Annotated in this window: 14 protein-coding genes and 2 pseudogenes; 2 read left to right on the forward strand and 14 right to left on the reverse strand. The window is 30.9% G+C overall.

Features of this window, described 5'->3' with window-relative positions:
* The 6 genes and pseudogenes from DES36_RS15225 to DES36_RS15475 form a co-directional block, all read right to left on the reverse strand.
* Window positions 1-155: pseudogene (locus DES36_RS15225) on the reverse strand (methyltetrahydrofolate cobalamin methyltransferase); the annotation flags it as partial.
* Between the two features lie 1,014 nt (window positions 156-1,169).
* Window positions 1,170-1,706 (reverse strand): DUF2284 domain-containing protein, encoded by a 537-nt coding sequence (locus DES36_RS14030; protein ID WP_113921840.1) that lies wholly within the window; start codon window positions 1,704-1,706, stop codon window positions 1,170-1,172.
* 561 nt (window positions 1,707-2,267) lie between these two features.
* A complete protein-coding gene (locus DES36_RS14040; RefSeq protein WP_113921841.1) occupies window positions 2,268-3,437 on the reverse strand; it encodes a bis-aminopropyl spermidine synthase family protein in 1,170 nt (389 codons plus the stop codon).
* Window positions 3,438-4,055: 618 nt separating this feature from the next.
* Window positions 4,056-7,136 (reverse strand): GtrA family protein, encoded by a 3,081-nt coding sequence (locus tag DES36_RS14045; protein WP_113921842.1) that lies wholly within the window; start codon window positions 7,134-7,136, stop codon window positions 4,056-4,058.
* Window positions 7,084-8,079, reverse strand: coding sequence for a glycosyltransferase family 2 protein (locus DES36_RS14050; RefSeq protein WP_242981781.1), 996 nt, complete (start codon window positions 8,077-8,079; stop codon window positions 7,084-7,086). Before DES36_RS14050 ends, DES36_RS14045 begins: the two co-directional genes overlap by 53 nt.
* Before the next feature lie 186 nt (window positions 8,080-8,265).
* On the reverse strand, window positions 8,266-8,412 hold the full coding sequence (locus DES36_RS15475; protein ID WP_113921852.1) for a BrxA family protein: 147 nt from the start codon (window positions 8,410-8,412) through the stop codon (window positions 8,266-8,268).
* Window positions 8,413-8,587: 175 nt separating this feature from the next.
* Between DES36_RS15475 and DES36_RS14060 the strand changes: the two genes are divergently transcribed.
* Window positions 8,588-9,127, forward strand: a complete 540-nt coding sequence (locus DES36_RS14060) for a flavin reductase family protein (RefSeq protein ID WP_113921844.1) — start codon at window positions 8,588-8,590, stop codon at window positions 9,125-9,127.
* 180 nt (window positions 9,128-9,307) lie between these two features.
* Here DES36_RS14060 and DES36_RS14065 read toward each other — a convergent pair whose 3' ends face one another.
* The 7 genes from DES36_RS14065 to DES36_RS14095 form a co-directional block, all read right to left on the reverse strand.
* Window positions 9,308-10,363, reverse strand: a complete 1,056-nt coding sequence (locus tag DES36_RS14065; RefSeq protein ID WP_113921845.1) for an ADP-ribosylglycohydrolase family protein — start codon at window positions 10,361-10,363, stop codon at window positions 9,308-9,310.
* 479 nt (window positions 10,364-10,842) lie between these two features.
* On the reverse strand, window positions 10,843-11,472 hold the full coding sequence (locus tag DES36_RS14070; protein ID WP_113921846.1) for a hypothetical protein: 630 nt from the start codon (window positions 11,470-11,472) through the stop codon (window positions 10,843-10,845).
* Complete coding sequence (locus DES36_RS14075) at window positions 11,426-12,502, reverse strand: hypothetical protein (RefSeq protein WP_207657474.1); 1,077 nt, start codon at window positions 12,500-12,502, stop codon at window positions 11,426-11,428. Before DES36_RS14075 ends, DES36_RS14070 begins: the two co-directional genes overlap by 47 nt.
* A gap of 86 nt (window positions 12,503-12,588) precedes the next feature.
* Window positions 12,589-13,461 carry an ABC transporter ATP-binding protein gene (locus DES36_RS14080; RefSeq protein ID WP_113921848.1) on the reverse strand — a complete coding sequence of 291 codons (873 nt, stop codon included), beginning with the start codon at window positions 13,459-13,461 and terminating at the stop codon, window positions 12,589-12,591.
* 58 nt (window positions 13,462-13,519) lie between these two features.
* Window positions 13,520-14,602 carry a sensor histidine kinase gene (locus DES36_RS14085; protein WP_113921849.1) on the reverse strand — a complete coding sequence of 361 codons (1,083 nt, stop codon included), beginning with the start codon at window positions 14,600-14,602 and terminating at the stop codon, window positions 13,520-13,522.
* Window positions 14,590-15,243 (reverse strand): response regulator transcription factor, encoded by a 654-nt coding sequence (locus tag DES36_RS14090; protein ID WP_242981782.1) that lies wholly within the window; start codon window positions 15,241-15,243, stop codon window positions 14,590-14,592. Before DES36_RS14090 ends, DES36_RS14085 begins: the two co-directional genes overlap by 13 nt.
* Window positions 15,244-15,335: 92 nt before the next feature.
* On the reverse strand, window positions 15,336-16,091 hold the full coding sequence (locus DES36_RS14095; protein ID WP_113921850.1) for a LysR substrate-binding domain-containing protein: 756 nt from the start codon (window positions 16,089-16,091) through the stop codon (window positions 15,336-15,338).
* A gap of 61 nt (window positions 16,092-16,152) precedes the next feature.
* On the opposite strand from DES36_RS14095, the gene DES36_RS14100 reads away from it, so the two are divergent.
* A complete protein-coding gene (locus DES36_RS14100; protein ID WP_113921851.1) occupies window positions 16,153-16,590 on the forward strand; it encodes a putative sulfate exporter family transporter in 438 nt (145 codons plus the stop codon).
* Between the two features lie 230 nt (window positions 16,591-16,820).
* Here DES36_RS14100 and DES36_RS15480 read toward each other — a convergent pair.
* Window positions 16,821-17,238, reverse strand: a pseudogene (locus tag DES36_RS15480) (methyl-accepting chemotaxis protein); the annotation flags it as partial.
* Window positions 17,239-17,543: the final 305 nt, after the last annotated feature.

Here is a 17,543-nt window from a genome sequence, read left to right on the forward strand (position 1 = left end):
ATGCTATCTTCTACAGATGCACAAACATCTATATAAGTTGCACCTGCTTCTGTTTGTGCTTTTGCTAAATTGCGAATAAAGTCTGCATCCTTTTCTGCAATTGCTTTTGCTACGGATGGGATGGATCCGTTGATTTTTTCACCAATAATAATCATTCGTTGATATCCTCCTCTTATTTTAAATAATTTTAGTTTATATGTATTATGTAAATCTTGAGCAATCTTATTAGCTATTACTACTTTAACATGGCCGTACAAGGGTTCCATAGGAAAATGTTATGTAAATTGTTATTGTAGAAGTCACTATAAATTTGACTTCCCTATTGTAGTACGTTAACTTCTTTTGATATTTTATTCCTTCTATAGTCGAAGTTTTTAAGTGCGATTAATAAAATGTTCACAAATAATTATATGTAATATTTTTATACTTGTCAACAATATTTATAATAAGTTATGATATTAAAATTTTAAAATATTATTTGTTGCACTATTCGTGATAATGTTGAGGCGGTCTTTGACCGCGCATTTTCATATATTAGGAAAGTCCTACTTTTGGACTTAGATATTATTTAAGCCCTCTTTATATGTAATTGGTAATTGAATCTTTGACCTGTAAGACTTGACCCTAGAACTGATGGCTGAAGACTGGCCGCTGATGGCTAAAGTGCCAAAGGGCACTTTTTTTATGTATTATTAAAAATCTACTTTTGACATAGCTCCTACTTAAGTCATCTTGAGCGAAAGCGAAGGATCTTGACCCAAAAGGAATACCTCTAATACTAGTGACTAAAGACTAACGACTAATGCGCCGAAGATAATGTTGGTTTGTTATACTGGCACCACAGGTCGCCCCTACATTCCAAAATATATTTTTCTTATACATATTAAATATAGTAATATATATTCTATTATAATGATTTCTTCATAGTAATCGCAGGCAAAACCTTTCCTGTCCAATTTAGCTCCACGCTAAGGGAACGTCAGTAATAAGAACTATAAATGTTGGAATTAAGATGATTAACGAAGCCATTAGATAAAATATCCTATTTAAATTACAAGCCTTTATAGATAATCTGAAATTCAACTTATTAACTTTCATTCACTTCACTTCTTTCAATATATTTTAATCTTGTGACGCATTATTTTCAGTTACGAACTGATAAGCCAAATTCAATTAAAAAATATCATACTAAAATATGTAACCGTATTGGCACCATTGTTATATCTCATATTGCATAGCTGTGCCTGCCTCATTACAAGTATGCCATAACCTTCTGTAGCAGGATACATTTTTTTTGGAAAATGGCAGGGTTCATTAGGATAGGTGCAGTTCTTACAAACATTGCAGCCTTCTGTAGACAAAATTAGAGGACTTTTAGTATATTTTCGAAAGACCTCACCCACCTTATCTGTTAGTTTTTCATGTTGTATTCTCGCCTCTAACCATCCCTGAACATCATAGCTATTTTTTATCTGAGTTGCTGTAGTAAAAATAAAGGTATCTTCGTATTCTAGGCATTGCTTTTGGCATTCTTCTAAGCTCCCTACAGCAGGAGGACATGCCCAAGAGGTACCGTACATTCCACATGAATTACCTTCACATATCTCTCTAACCTCTTCAGAAAAAATGACTTCTTCTGGCTTTAAAAAGGCATATTCATGAATTGGCAGAAGTTTTATTTCTTGTTCTATACTGAATTTGCTCATATATAACACCGGCTTCCTAAAGTATTCCATGGCTCAACTTGAAAATCTGTTAGTTTATTAATTAGTTGTTTTAATATATCCCTCCCTTGGCGGTGACTTTACAGTGCCTATTGCTTTTTTACCCTAAAGAATTATGATATTATCATATATTACATGATAAATTATATTTTTTATAATAATTCTTGAACTTGACCCAGTCTGACGGTGACCTCTTACTCCAAATTTTAGGAGATAAAAATAACGCTCCCTATATGTCGTTGCTGTAAATTTATTAAATTGGTAATGTGCGTCTCATACAATTAGAAGCAGTGCAGGCAAGTTTTGCCCACACTGAATTCTTTTAATGTCGCCTCTTTAAAAACATTTCTTATATGTTTTCCAATTACGCTTCTACCACGTTGAAATAATTCTGCCATTTGGTCAATTGATAATCAAACTGTATGGTCGTCAAAAGTAGCTTCTATTTTAGTCAAACCACCCTCTGTTTGATATATAATAATTTCAGAATTCATACTCATTCCCCTTATGCACTTTCCTTTTCACTGCTTATTCTAAATTTAATTATTTCATATTTTTTCTTTGAACTAATTCAAATACTTGACTATTACATTTATAGCAACCATTTAACTTTAATGTTTCTATAGTATTTAACTTTTCGAAACGCCCTACCTTTATAACTTCATCACATTGCTTACATCTATAAAAGCGTATAGTTTCCTTCAATTCTCCAGTATAGAGAACTCCTTTATAATGGGATTTTATTAAAGCTTTAGTTATATTAGTAGTCTTAAGAACAATCATTTGTCCTGTATTCCCAATTATGCTAGCACCTTCATAGGTATTAAACCTAGCCATTACTTCTGAAGCTATAAGTCCCATTCTAAAAAAACACTTTTGCATGGTTAATTGAAAATCTGGAGACTTATGAGCATAAGAAAAATAAATAGCAAGTCCACTATCGTCTCTTAAGGCTTCTATCCCTCTCGAAAGAAACAGATTCATTCCTTCAAGAGTATAAGGTGGATCTGTAAAAAAACAATCAAATTGATTTTTAAAATTATCCGCCAATGGCATTTTTAAATCTACATACTCACACTTAATTGGAAGATCCTCTTTTATAGCTATATCACTTATATAGTCTATAATTCTTTCATCAATATCCATTACAGTAATTTTAGTAGTATAATTAATAGTGTTATTAAAAAGTTTTTTTAGCAGAAAACCTAAAGCTACACTTACTAAATCATCATCTCCTAAACATAAAATTCTCTTTCCTACCAAGTAATAATCTTTAAGACACAATATTGCTCTTTTTAAAGATGTATCTATACTCGACTTTGACTGATCTATAGCGACATCTACTTGAGGACGATTGTCAAAAAAATCCCATAATTCTTCTTTTATTTCAATAATTTCTCTATGTTCCTTCCAAGGTTCCATTAATAGTTTCATATATAAATCACTATTTATTTTTTTGAATCCTAATTGTTCCTCTACAAAATGTCTACCTTTTATTGTAAGTCTTATTCCTCGGTCTTGAATAACTAATCCTTTTTTAATAAGTTCTTTTTTTATAGCTGCAACTACAGGAATAGGCAAGAGACTATTTCTTGCTAATTCTTTGGTGGAAATTCCTTCTTTAAAGTATATTGTTATTAATATGTTCTCTATGGTTTTCTTACCTTCTTCTATACTTACATTCTTGTTTACTTCATCTAAATAATTAAGCATTGTTTGTTGTTCTCCATATTCATCATTTTAAATTTCATTGCATAGCTTATAAAGACTAAAATACGAATTATATCTATACTAATATTGAAAGTTAAAAAGAATCATGAATAAATACAAAAAAGGTCATAGTAACAAGAAGTCACCATAACCTTTACCGTTTATATTATACATCAAATAATACCCAATATTATATTCCAATAAGTAATATGCTAAAAATCATATTAAAATATTGAAACTCAAAAATATAGCCATAATATAAGGTATATAAAAATTTACATTTGATATAAAAGAACTCTAATATATTGTGCGGTTTAATGATATCCATGTTTCTAACTTTCCCTTAAAAAGTCAACAACAAATAAACCTAGACAGTATAGGTTTAAACACTTTTTAAGATACAACTATTTAGTTGGTTTAGTTAAAAACAAATGCGGACATCAAGTTCGCTCCCTTATATTTCTCAAATGTTTAATCTTTTACTGGTTCATTATAACATATAAAAATATTCTCTTCAAATATAAAATGTAGTAGTTTGATCTTTTGCTATTTAGAAAAACCAAACATATCTTGCACACCCTCTGAAAATTTCTCTAAATAATATTTTAATTTTCCAATGGCCTACTTATTATTGTCAATTATTAGATGTCCAATATATACAGTTAACGTCTCGATATGCGATATGCCTTTTAATGAATGTTTGCGAACTACCCCACCAATTAAAAGAATCAAAATTCCAATTATACTAATAAGTGCACCTAGGTGCAAAAGCGGAGTAGTGTATTTTAAATAAACTTCATGCTGTCCTTTATCTATTACAACTCCCGTAAAAGCTGTATTTACAGGAAATGTCTCGACTTTTTTTCCGTCTATATAGGCTTGCCAGCCTTTTGTATATGGAATAGAAAGAAACAATATGGATTTGTTAGAGGCTTGGATTTTGCCTTGTATTTTGTTCGTGCTTAGTTTAATTTCTTGCAAGGTATTCTTATTTAAGTTTTTTATACACTTTTTATATTTATTCATACTTACACCGATTATCTCTAAATCTTCGTATTTATAACTGCCCTTTTGATTGAAGCTTATTGTAATATCTGTCGTGTCTTCCTGGCTTACACCTAGATTATACAGATAGTTGCGATTATCTATATAATAAGTATTGTTCATAGAGCGAGTTTCTTTAGATTTTTTTATCTTGTCTGTTTCTACAGTTAGTTTAAAATCCTTATTGTCCTTCTCGTAGTAAATTCTACTAATTTCTAAGAAAGTTTCTTTTCCGATTGCCACATTCACTTGTAAAGTGATGCTTCCATTTTTCTTTAAAACCTCTATCTTATTGTCATTAATTTTTACGCCTTCTTGTCTAATGACCTTAAAATCAAGTACTTCTCCCCACTCCTGGTATTTCTTTTTAGGTATATTGAGGATATCTTCTTCGACGATTGCAGCATTCATCATTTGATATACTTTATCCACTGTAGATTTTTCCTGGAGGCTATCATGTAAGATATATTCATCATAAATAAAACCAATAGGTAACACATATTGATTTTCATATAGAACTACTCCCTTTTCATTTACTTTCTCTTTAAAGCCGTAAGGGATAGCATGTTTATCTTTTTCTTTTGCAACATAGTACTTTACATTTAGTAAACTAGTTAATCCTGTTATATTATCTAAGCCCATATATGCAGAATTATGTGGTTTCGTTCTTAGATTGTGATCATCATAAAAAGCAATGAGGTTCTTATTTACAATAGAATTATAGATATGGGTTCCATTAAAATTATTAACAAGGCCTTTATTATCTGTCTTATCATCGTAATCTGTTCGATAAAGATCTACATCTCTCAAACTATTAACTATGGCCGTTTGATCGTCTTCATATTCTGATAGAACAGATCCAAATTCTTTAAACTCCTTTCCTAAATTGCTTTCCTTAGCATAAGTATCTACATTGACGATAAGATTTAATGTTACTAAAATAAGAATACCTATCTGAAAATAATTTGCATGGGAATTTTCTATAGGATGTCTTAGACATAAATCTTTACATAAGCATATCACTCCTAAGATAATTAAAGTAAGATTGACTACCTTTGCATCGTAAAATAGAATTCCTAAAACAGAAAAAAAAACAATAAAAAACTTCCATTGTTCATATCCGTCAATATGATTCAACACATAAGATACATTAAAACTCAACAGAAAAATATAAATATATACCCATCGATCGTTTTGTGCACTCATGGCATTGAATGCATAATGCATAATAGGTAGACACACGAAGATGGTCATAATAAAAAACATTACCTTAAAAGACTTGCTGAACCTACCTTGAAAACGCAAAAACATTAGTGTACATGGAAAGGCGATTAATGGCAGGCTAATTCGTGGTATTTTGTCGTTTATGACAAATCGAGCAAACATATTTATATAATCTCTTATTTCAAAAAATGATTTTAACTCTATGCTAGGTACTCTAGCTGTATTTAAAAAGCCATATGCTGAAGGCAAAAATACTACAGCTCCTATAGATAAACCTATAAGATAATAATAAGTTACCTTTAAGAAGGCTTTAATAAAATTTGACCCTTTATTTTCTATTACGTAATAAAAAAATCTTATAATGGAATACACAAAAATCCCCAAAGTATTCATGTAAAGAAAGTAATAATTATTGATAGCGCTAAAAGCTACACAAAGAATAAACAGCATGGGTTTTTTTCTTTTAAAAATTTCTTCAATACCTAAAGCCAAGAAGGGAAAAATGATTGCGCTATTGCTAAAAAAAGGATGTCTTAAACCCCAAAACAGGATATGACCACAAAAAGCATACATTAAGCTCCCAATTACACTAGGGATTTCTCTTAGCCCCATGTACTTGCAGTAATAAAGTAAAGAAAATCCAACAAAATATAATCTTGCTCCTATCATTATGCTATAAGCCAACTCCATTTTGCTTAAAGGGAAAAACAGACTAGCTAGTATGCTAAACAAATCACCTAAAACATAATAACTATATGAAAATACCGTATCAGCCCCAAATCCCAATTGCCAATTCCACATGGGAAAAGCTGATTTCCCACTAATAACGGTTTTAAGAGTTTCTGCATAATCATAAAGAAAGGGAAAATGTTGCTTAGTTCCATCAAAATACCATATAAAGGATTTTGCCTCCTCAAAAAACTCCTGAAAACCTGCTAAAAAGACTATAACAAAAAATATTGTATAGATTCCTAAATAAGATAAAAAGGAATTGTCTAGGGTGTTTTCCCTTTCATCCTTGCTCTTTGCCGCAACAAAGAATTTTACTACAAAAAACATAATGGGTATAGGTAAGATATATGAGATTAGATACGCAATATACTCTACTACGCCTAAAATTTCTACACAAAAAATTAGGGTAATATATTGTACAATAAGATTAGGTAATGAAGATACGGGATATAAAAATAACCTCTTCCAAGACCATCGACTTCGAAAAGCAAACATAGTTTGTAATGTATAAGCTACTGGAAAACAAATCAAAAAATTAAGAATTTGAGAAAGTTTGTAGTTTATTCCAATAATGTAAAATAAAAATAGGGTCATGCTGTACCCTAAAAGAGTATTGACCCCACCTACTATTAAAAATCGAAAAAACTCTCTATCGAGCAATTGACTTATTCTTTTGGTACAAGTCATTAAAATCTTTTTCATTGCTATTTACTCCTAAATTAGACTCATCTACAATATATATGGGCCTTGCCTTAACTTCCATGTAGATTTTGCCGATATATTCTCCTACAATTCCTAAAGATATTAATATGATTCCACACATAATAAGAATCAAGGATACAATAGTTGGAAATCCAGGTAAATCTACACCATATATTATTGTTCGTAGAAAGAGGTATAAAACATAGAAAAAACCACAAAGCGAAGCAGTCCCACCAAAGAAAAAGGATATTTTTAAGGGCATTGTAGTAAAAGATACAATTCCATCTATTGCATAAGAGAAGGATTTTTTAAACGACCACTTTGTAGTACCAGCAACTCGATTGACATTTTCATGATCAAACCATTTGATTTTGAACCCAACCCAACTAAAAATACCCTTTGAGAAGCGATTGTACTCTGGCATATTTAATATAGCATTTACTACTTTTCTCTTCAAAACGCGAAAGTCTTGTGCTCCATCTACAATATCTACCTGGAATAGATGGTGGATAAGGCGATAAAATTGCCTTGCACAATGACTGTAAAATCTTTTTTCTCCACTTCGATCGATCCTTCGAGCTGCTGCAATATCATATCCTTCTTCTAAAGCATGTACCATATTAATGATGGCTTCTGGAGGATGTTGCAAATCTGCATCTAAAAGTCCAATATAATCTCCTGCAGCGTAGATAAATCCAGCATAAATAGCTGCTTCTTTACCAAAATTTCGAGAAAAGGATAGGTACTTGACTCGAGGATCAATCATAGCAAATCTTTGTATATAAGATAAAGTATGATCTGTACTCCCATCATCAATAAAAAGGAGTTCTGCTGAGTAATTACTTAAAACATCTAAAACTGGACAAATCGCCTCATATAAAAGCTTTATAGACCCTTCTTCATTAAAACAAGGTATAATAAGACTTAATTTCAATAAAATCACTCACTTTTTTTGGATAACTACGTATTTTTCCATAATATTAGGATTCTTCCCAAAAGAAGGTGATTTATAACAGCACATAAACATAACGACCAAGAAAATACGAGGAGCATCAACACAAAGAACGTGAGATTTTATATTAATATTACCTTATATAAGCTATATACTTTAATACAAAATCCCACCTATTTATATAATCTTCTTGTCTATTTGCTTGCTTTTTTTAAAGAAGATATTAATGTCGCTATCCGTATGCTCCATAATGCCAAATATTGTTTTCTTATGATATATCTCATATAAAAACTTGAAAATAATCTGTTTTTCTTTACAAATGATTGGTTGTCAATTGATCTATCAAATGGTATATTATATAAAATATATAGAAACATTAATGAGTAGAATATTATAAAATATATCAATTAATACTAATAATGAAAATTCAATCGGCGCTGGATGTGATATCTTAAAGGATTGGTCCTGTGCAGAAAAATATGACGTACAAGGAGATAATATGAAAAGAGAAATAAATGTATTTGATTATTCTGAATTGATTATGAAGGCACTTGAGGAAGGTATACTGATAACTACAAAAGTTGAAGACAAAGTAAATTTGATGTCGGTTTCATGGGGAATGTTCGGAATTGAATGGGGTGTGCCTATATTTACAATCTTTGTGAGAGAGAACAGATTTACGAGAACTCAACTGGACACAAATGGAGAATTTACAGTTAATATTCCCATTGGAGATTATGATAAGAAAATTATTAGTTATTGTGGTTCCAGAACAGGAAAAGATATTGATAAAGCAAAAGATTTAAAACTCAATCTAAATCAAAGTGAGATTATCAGTGTTCCGGGAATTAAACAATTGCCGTTAACATTAGAGTGTGATGTAATATATAAGCAATTTCAAGATAAAGATTCTTTGCCAGAAGAGATTAAAAATAAGATGTATCCAGAAGATGTTGATAGTTCAAATCCAGGAGCAAACAAAGATTGTCATATTGCATATTATGGAGAAATTGTAAAAGCATATATTATTGAAGAATAGGAAGTAAACGAGTGTATCAAGTAAAGTTCATGAAAAGGGCACTTTAACGAGGAGTGCCCTTAATAATAAACTTCATAGTCTTTTTCTTCATGGGAATTGAGATTTTACTTCTATACTTTGGATTTCAAGTATTGGAACCTTCATTCCACAAAATCTTAGGGCTTTGGCTACTGTTCATCTTTAATTAAATGCATGTTCTGACAAGTCATATAGCTTAGTGGACATTATAATCAATAAATCTTTTAATTCGATATTTTCAATCCATTCTTTTGGCAAAGCGCTAATACCATAAGTTGCACCAAGTATATTACCGCAAATTGCTCCTGTTGAATCACTATCACCATCATGATTTACAGACATAATAAGGGCTTTCTTAATATCTGTATTTTTTAATGCACAATATAAAGCGACAGCTAAAGCTTCCTCTGCAACCCATCCTTCCCCTAATTTCTTAATTGCTTGTTCGGCATTCTCATTACTTTCTGCAAGCTTTATAGATTGTTCTATAGCATATAGAGTCTCTTCATAATCCTTATATTTTTTTAGAATATTCATTGCAGATATCGTACTTTCAATAATATCTTTGCCATTAACAAGTTCTGCAATAATTGTAGCTAATGCTCCTGCTGCTAGGTATCCGGTAGGATGACCATGTGTTATTGCAGCGATTTCAGCAGCTACCCTAAATGAGTATTCTGGTTCTCTATTTAAAAACAAACCTACAGGAGCAACACGCATAACTCCTCCACAACCTTTACTGTTATTAATTGGCTCGTCTATAGTTCCCATTCTTCCACTTTCAAGTGCTGTTAAGCAGCTATTCCCAGGTGCCCTTTGAGAGAATAATTCCTTATAATTTAATATACCTGCTTTTTCTTCATGAGGTTGTAGTTCAAGCCAAAATTCATCACTATCTGTAGGCATTCTTCCTGTTTGAGTATAATACCAACGAAGATAAGATTGATAAGTACCACTTCCTGCATAAGAACCAATACCTCTTTCACTACAACGCAAATATGCCCATATTATTCCATCTGCAGTAAATAAAGTCATCTGTGTATCATCTGATATGAGTGCTTTTTTTGCTGTTCTATCAATTTCTAAATCTGTTATACCATTACGTCCGAATTTAGATTTAATTTCATTTAATGTCATAAACTCAATGGTATAGCCAAGAGCATCTCCAATAGCGCCACCAAGCAAAGACCCTATAAATAAATCCTTTTTATCTTTCATAGCTAGGACTCCTTAATTAATAATTTCTTCTACATGCCCTACCAACTCATTTATGTTCTTTGAAAGCAAGTCTACAACTTTAATTAAATGTGGAGGTTTTAATATTACACTTGCCCTCTTTATAGTGGAAATTATTCAACTTATAATCTTCCCTATCTTAAAAAATCTACTCTTAATTCGTAACTAGTTGCAATAATGTCATTCAAAAGCAAAAGCTCTTTGAAATAATAGACAAGTTTATCTCAACATAGCCATATAAATATCGTAGCGAACGCGACATCTACTAAAGTCAAAACAAGTCATCGAAGCTGTAGCTAAAATATGTACTATAAACAATCTAGATTTCATCAAAGTAAAATACTACCTTACTTTTAGGAAGACTAGTTATACCATTATTTGACCGTTAGTCAATCCTATCGCCTTTAAACTCTTAATAAAAAACGCTCCCTCATTGTAAGTTTTCACAATATCACATAATATTAATTCACACTCTTTTTATTCCATAATGGAATGGAAATTATTATAAGAAACAATCCTGTTAAGGATAAAATCATTATTTTTGTCACAGATAAGCTATCTAAATTATATAAATAGAAAAATCCCAGCACATCTTTTTTTATAAACCATTGCAAAAACATATATATAATTGTTACCAAATAGGATATGACTATATTGTTTGTAATGCTAAATAATAAAAGTCCAAATCCTCCGACAAATAGTCCAATTGACATGGAATGTAACCATGCTTCATGTATGCTATACGCATTTGTTGGTGTATAGATCAATTGAACATAGATATAGGTAATGGCAACAAAAGCAATAAATCGAATGGTGCTTCTTACTACATAAATTTTACACAATGCTTTATCTCTTAGTTTTAGTAAGTCCTTTATAGGTGATAATTGTTCAGGATAATAAGTTGAACTTATACTGATAATTCCCATTAAAGGTAAAAATCTTTCGATAGCATAGTTTGCCATCAATACATCAAGATTATCAATTCCAAAAACAACAAAGCATATTGCAATAATAAACAGTGAGGTAATTATCGTAAATAGAGTATTATGCTTTAACTCTACTTTTGTGAGATACACTAGTCTTGATAGCATAATATCCCTCCCTTTTTTTATTTAGTGCAATTATTGACAATACGCAAATAAAAACTCCGATTAATAACCAAACGGATCGATTTAGCAATAACTGATTGAAGTGATCTAAAAAGTATTGTTCGTTTCCTATCGTATTATGTCTTAAAACCAATTGCCAACCATAATTTCCATAAATTCCTTTTGGACTCATAAGTAAAGTAATAAAAGTTCCTAATGGTCCTACAATAGCAGTTATTACATTGTTCGTAACTATCGTTATAAGGCTACTCATTGATACACAAAAAAGCACATTAGGTATCAACCAGATTATGAGTAATCCATAGGCTTTTAATATATTCGTATTTTCTATTCCATACGTTCCTACAATTTTAAATTCATAATATGAATAGAAAAGAATAAGAACAAGTAATATAGATACCGTTATTGCACAAATTCTGCTCAAAAACAATTTTATAGTACCTGTCGATTTTACAAAAATAGTATTTATTATGCCACTCTTTCCATCCTTAAGCCATACAGATAAAGGTAAAAACCAAGTAATTAAGCTAATAAAGATCCCTGCATAATCACTAAAGTATCTGGTAAAAGCAACATCTAATCCGTTTGTTTTCATTAGATTATATTCTTCTAAAGCTTCATTATAGTCCATTCCGATATTTCCAAATTTAAATAGATAAGCATCTGGAGCGTAGTCTGAGCCGCCTTCCAGAAGGGAATTGATTTTTTCCAAACTATTTTCAAGAGAATCTTTCGTAGGAATGTTGTTTATTCCTTCTGTTAATATTTCATGATACTCTGTCCCAGCTAATTCTGATATGAACTCTTTCATTAAATCTAATTCTTTTGAATCTAAGATTTTATTTTTATAGAATCCATAAGGATAGGTTGTAAACGAATTGTTTTCAACGGATTGATATAAATCTACTAACAAATTCGGATAAATTAATTCGAGATCATCGACGATTTTGTAACCATAACTCTCATTCCCTGGTTGAGGGGGTTCTATTTTATAATTCTCTCCAATTTGCATGCTTATTGATAGAATAAGTATTACTACGGTTATGCAAAATATTAGGGACTTAAATAGTCTTTTCAATTCAAATACACTTAACTTCATCAATATGCCCTTCTTTCATGAATCTTCATTAGGTATGCAGCTTCTAATGTTGGGGCTATCCTTTTAAAATTATCTTCTGGTTTTCCATTATTTAAAAACCTAACAATGATTCCTTGTGAAGTTTCTTTTTGTTCAAAGATTAGATATTCTTTTCTAAATTTATCATAATCTTGTCTAGATAAGATTGTTTCAAAAGTAGATGATTTACACTCATCTAAAATAGCGTCAATCGTGCCATCGTAAACTAAAGTACCATTATCTAATATACCAAGATGATTGGTACTACTTTGTAAATCACTTGCAATATGAGTTGAAAAAATGACCGTTTTTTCTTCGGAAAGGTCACTTAATAGGTTTCTAAATCGAATTCTTTCTTCCGGATCTAGACCTGCTGTTGGTTCATCCACAACTAATACTTTTGGATCATTTAGTAAACATTGAGCGATTCCAAGTCTCCTTTTCATTCCACCAGAAAGATTTTTGATTTTCTTTTTTCTTTCATTGTTTAAGTTTACAAGAACTAATAAACGATCCATTCTATCATTTAAAACAGATGTTTTAATGTTATCCAAAACACCCAAATATTTTAATGCTTCTTCTACTTTCATATCGGGATAAAAATCAAAATCTTGAGGCAAGTATCCTACTATTTCTCTTATTTTCTGCTTATTTTTTATTGAATTTCCGTACATTGAAATTTTGCCTGATTTTAATGGTAATAATCCAACAATTAATTTCATTAAAGTAGATTTACCCGCACCATTTCTACCCAACAAGCCAAACATTCCATTTGAGATTTCTAAATCTAAATCTTTCAAAACAGTCTTGCTACCATAACTAAAATTTAGATTTTTTATTTTTATTCCATCCATATATATCATCCTCCTCATACGAGAAGTATAAAATATCTTTTCCAAGAATTTTCCAAGATTAAGATTTTTTTATAAATAGTTCTAAACAAGCTCCATGATTATTCTTTGCTTCCATTGCTATTTCTTGCTTATTTAATAATGCTCTTGTTATAAACAATCCTAAACCCATATTCCCGCTCAATGTACTTTCACTAAAATATGGTTGATCGTAATTTTTTAAAGCATCCTTTGAAAATCCTTTGCCATCATCATTAATAGTTAGTACATATTCGTTTTCTGTTTCAAATAGTTGAACTACTATCTTTCTTTTAGCAAATCGATTTGCATTATCAATGATATTTGATATTGCTTCGTAGAATAGGGATTCATCAATTTTTATATTTTTGTGATTATCAGAAATATTTTTCTCAAACGCAATAGGTATAGGATTGTCTACAAATCTTGAATATAAATCTTTCCATAAAGCTAATATTGAAATTTGATTTAAATCTGCTTCTATCTTTTTGATATTTCCTTTCTCTGTTAGTTTACTTAAATATGTTTCAATTCTACCTTCGTTTCTTTTCATTCTTTGGATAATTTCTTGAATGGTATGGTTTTTGTCGTTTAAAACAATATCTAATAGTTCAATATCGCCTTTTAATGTTGATAATGGGTTTTTAATTTCATGAAGTAAAGTATCTGTTTTTCTAGTGGCGTTATTCATTTGGAAAGTGTAAGCTAGTTGCATGTTTTCGAATTCTTGCAAACTTTCTATTACTCTATTGCTGGCTAATGCCAATTCATCTTGATTGTTGCCTTCCCATTCTTCATAACAATTCATATCATTTAAGATATGAATTGGTTGTTGAATCTTATGTTTGTAAAAAACGATAAATCCAATTATAGGGAAGATTACAATTAAAATTGGCACAATAAAATCAATCAAAAAAGTAAACGCTTTTGACAATATGATCGTAGAAAATATGCTAGTGGAAGGCTGATTAAACACTGAAGTTGATAAATGATCAAACTTTACACATTCTAAAACTGCTTTTGTAACTAATCCTAACACCAATCCAATAATCAAGAATACAATCATGTATAAAGAAAAACTTTTCTTTAATTTCCAATCTTTTGTAAAATGATTTATCCAATCCATGAGTAGCCAAGCCCCCAGTGTGTCTTTATATATTCTTTGTCACTAACTTGTTTTATTTTATTTCTAATATTTCTAACATGTTCTGCAACTACCTGAGGATCCCCTTCTACGCTATAGCCCCACAAAGTATCATACATTCTTTCTTTACTAAATACTTGTTTTGGATAACTAGCTAATAGATCAACTATTTCATATTCTGCTTTCGTTAAAGGTATCTCCATATCATTAATAAAACAAAGTCCATTTTGAATTACATAATTGTTAGCACCGGATTGATTTCTTTCATTTCTACTGATATTCGTATATATTCTCGCATATAACTCATCTAATGAAAATGGTTTTGTTATGTAATCGTCGCCGCCTAACATTAAACCTTTAATTTTATCTTCTTCGTTTATTCTTGCGCTTAAAAATAAAATAGGCATATTCCATTTTTCCCTAATATGTTTGCATACAATGAAACCATCTTCGCGTGGCATGTTAATATCAAGCAATACTAAATGAACTTCATCTAGGTTATAAGGAATCTCTTGTGAATTGTATGCTGTCAATACATTTAGACCTTTTATTTCAAGAAATGTTTTTAGCATCGATACTAAATCTACATCATCATCTATTAATAAGATTGTTTTTCTTTTCAAACTTCATACCTCCAACGAACTCAAAAAATACTTTTAATTATTGCTAATCAGAACGTATCTTTCGTATTTGTTTTATTTTATTTACCAATGGATCAGTTAGTAGGGTGGTACACTTTTAGTTTAGCATTAGTAACTCTCAATGACTTTATTTTTTCATACCAATATTCTATCTGGTCCTTGTCTGGACAATTTTTTAAATATATAAAGCTAAATGGATGAGTAACATTAAAATTCCGTATTCTAATCTCTTTCAAATATCCTTGGGATAATTCATTTTTTACAGCTTCCTTGTACATAAATGTAACACCCACATTTTCATGGCACAAATATTTAATAGCATTCATATTACCTAGTTCAATATGATGCTTAAAGTTTTTTATACTTAAATTTTGATTGTAAAGAGCCTTTACGAGAATATCACGAGTACCGCTTCCCTTTTCTCGCAAAATTAAGTTCTCCTCTAACAAATCTACAAAATCTATAATATCGTCTGCTATCTTATTCTTCGGTGAGCAAACTGCAATAAATGGTTCATTACAAATCAGCTTTGATTCAAATTGTTCTCTATTAAAGTGCCCTTCTAGAAGTACAAAATCAACTTCTCCATCCCATAACATTTTTTGTAGAATTTGAGTATTTTCCACAACCATTGATATTTGTAATTCGTGATCTTGGGAAATGATCTTAGATAAGATTGGTGGAATTGTATATTCACCGATAGTTAATGTTGCACCAAAATTAAGCTTTTTACTTTGATTCTTTATGCGTTGCAGAAGTGGCATAATTCGCTCAGAGTTAGCTTTTAAAGACTTGGCATATTGCTGTAGTGCCTCACCTTCTTTAGTCAAAGCAAAGTTTTTTCCCTTTTGTGATATTAAATTTACGTGATAATAATTCTCAAGATATTGTATGTGCTGGGAAACAGCTGGCTACGCTTTTTCAGATATCGCTGGAAATACAGCTGTAATTGTAAAGCTTACAAGAACCTTATTCATTATTCCTTGTGTTATCATTCTTTCTTTAATTAACGAAAGAAAAGAAGCAAAGCTTAGTGGTATTCAGGGCCACGTGCCTCTAAATTTGAAAAAAGTATTTCCGTATTTTATAATAATGTTTTTAATCGTTGTAGCTCTTCGAAGCACAGGTATCATTCCTACTACAATAGTTCCTACTCTTTCAAAAGCTTCGAAGTTTTGTATGGTAGTTGCACTTTCAGCAATTGGCCTAAAAACAAGCTATTCAGATATTCGTCGTATTGGATTTAAGCCTATGATTCTTGGATTTATTATTGATACTTTAGTTGTGTTTGTTTCCATAGGTGTTCAAATTGCAACAGACAGATTTTAGATAACCAGACATATTTAGGTCAACAATAGCGACCAATACGTAGGGACGACAGGATGTTAACCCTACGTATTTTTGCCTACAGGCAGTTTATGATTTTCCTAACCACCTTTTATATTTACATGATTAACTGCGTTAAAGTAAGGACTTCATTAAAAAGTAGAACTTTTCTATCAAAATCCAAAAGAACGAGACCTCATTGTGTCTCGTTCTGTATGCTACTCTTATCCTTATTAAATTTTAAATTTGTGAATTGCTGATTGCAAATTCTGTGCTAAATTGGTTAAACCTTCGCTAGCCCCCGCGATTTCTTGAATAGCTGCCGTTTGTTCTTCCATAGATGCGGATGCCTGCTCTGTACCTGCTGAGTTTTCTTCTGCAATAGCAGTTAAATTCTGTAAGGTATCTACGATTTCATTCTTCATCCTTTCCATTTCTTATTTCTTCTTCTGCTACTGCAAAACCTTTTCCTGCTTCTCCAGCTCTTGCTGCCTCAATAGCTGCATTTAATGCCAAAAGATTGGTTTGATCTGCAATAGATTTGATGACACTGCTCGCTTCTCCGATTTCATTTGAACTAGCATTTGTTTGCAATATAATATTTTGAATCTCTTGAGCGCCTTGAGTACTTTCATCTGTTGTTTTGATTAATTTTTCAATTTCCTGTAGCCCTTCCTCTACTACACTAGATACTTTTTGTGCAGTTACATTTAAGTCCTTCATCAAGTTTAAATCTTGCTCTATAATTTCTCCTAATTTAGCGAAGGCATATAGGGACGGCAGAATGTGTGAAAATACACTTTTTATGCCACGTTTGAACACGATAATATCACATTTTGAACCCATTTTTGTTTGTTTTCAGTGATACTTAAAAAGAGTAATAAAATACGAGCCTTGAAGTACTCTGTTAACTTCTCAGTTCCTATTATATTTATTACTCTTTTTAAATTATAAGC

It is taken from the genome of Alkalibaculum bacchi (assembly GCF_003317055.1).
Classification (GTDB): domain Bacteria; phylum Bacillota; class Clostridia; order Eubacteriales; family Alkalibacteraceae; genus Alkalibaculum; species Alkalibaculum bacchi.

Bases quoted from the DNA above. Each gene is read 5' to 3' on its own strand.
- DES36_RS14045 (WP_113921842.1), bottom strand. From the start codon at position 7,136: ATGAAAAAGATTTTAATGACTTGTACCAAAAGAATAAGTCAATTGCTC.
- DES36_RS14065 (WP_113921845.1), bottom strand. From the start codon at position 10,363: ATGAAAGATAAAAAGGATTTATTTATAGGGTCTTTGCTTGGTGGCGCT.
- DES36_RS14060 (WP_113921844.1), top strand. From the start codon at position 8,588: ATGAAAAGAGAAATAAATGTATTTGATTATTCTGAATTGATTATGAAG.
- DES36_RS14100 (WP_113921851.1), top strand. From the start codon at position 16,153: ATGTGCTGGGAAACAGCTGGCTACGCTTTTTCAGATATCGCTGGAAAT.
- DES36_RS14080 (WP_113921848.1), bottom strand. From the start codon at position 13,461: ATGGATGGAATAAAAATAAAAAATCTAAATTTTAGTTATGGTAGCAAG.
- DES36_RS14040 (WP_113921841.1), bottom strand. From the start codon at position 3,437: ATGCTTAATTATTTAGATGAAGTAAACAAGAATGTAAGTATAGAAGAA.
- DES36_RS14030 (WP_113921840.1), bottom strand. From the start codon at position 1,706: ATGAGCAAATTCAGTATAGAACAAGAAATAAAACTTCTGCCAATTCAT.
- DES36_RS14085 (WP_113921849.1), bottom strand. From the start codon at position 14,602: ATGGATTGGATAAATCATTTTACAAAAGATTGGAAATTAAAGAAAAGT.
- DES36_RS14070 (WP_113921846.1), bottom strand. From the start codon at position 11,472: ATGCTATCAAGACTAGTGTATCTCACAAAAGTAGAGTTAAAGCATAAT.
- DES36_RS14075 (WP_207657474.1), bottom strand. From the start codon at position 12,502: ATGCAAATTGGAGAGAATTATAAAATAGAACCCCCTCAACCAGGGAAT.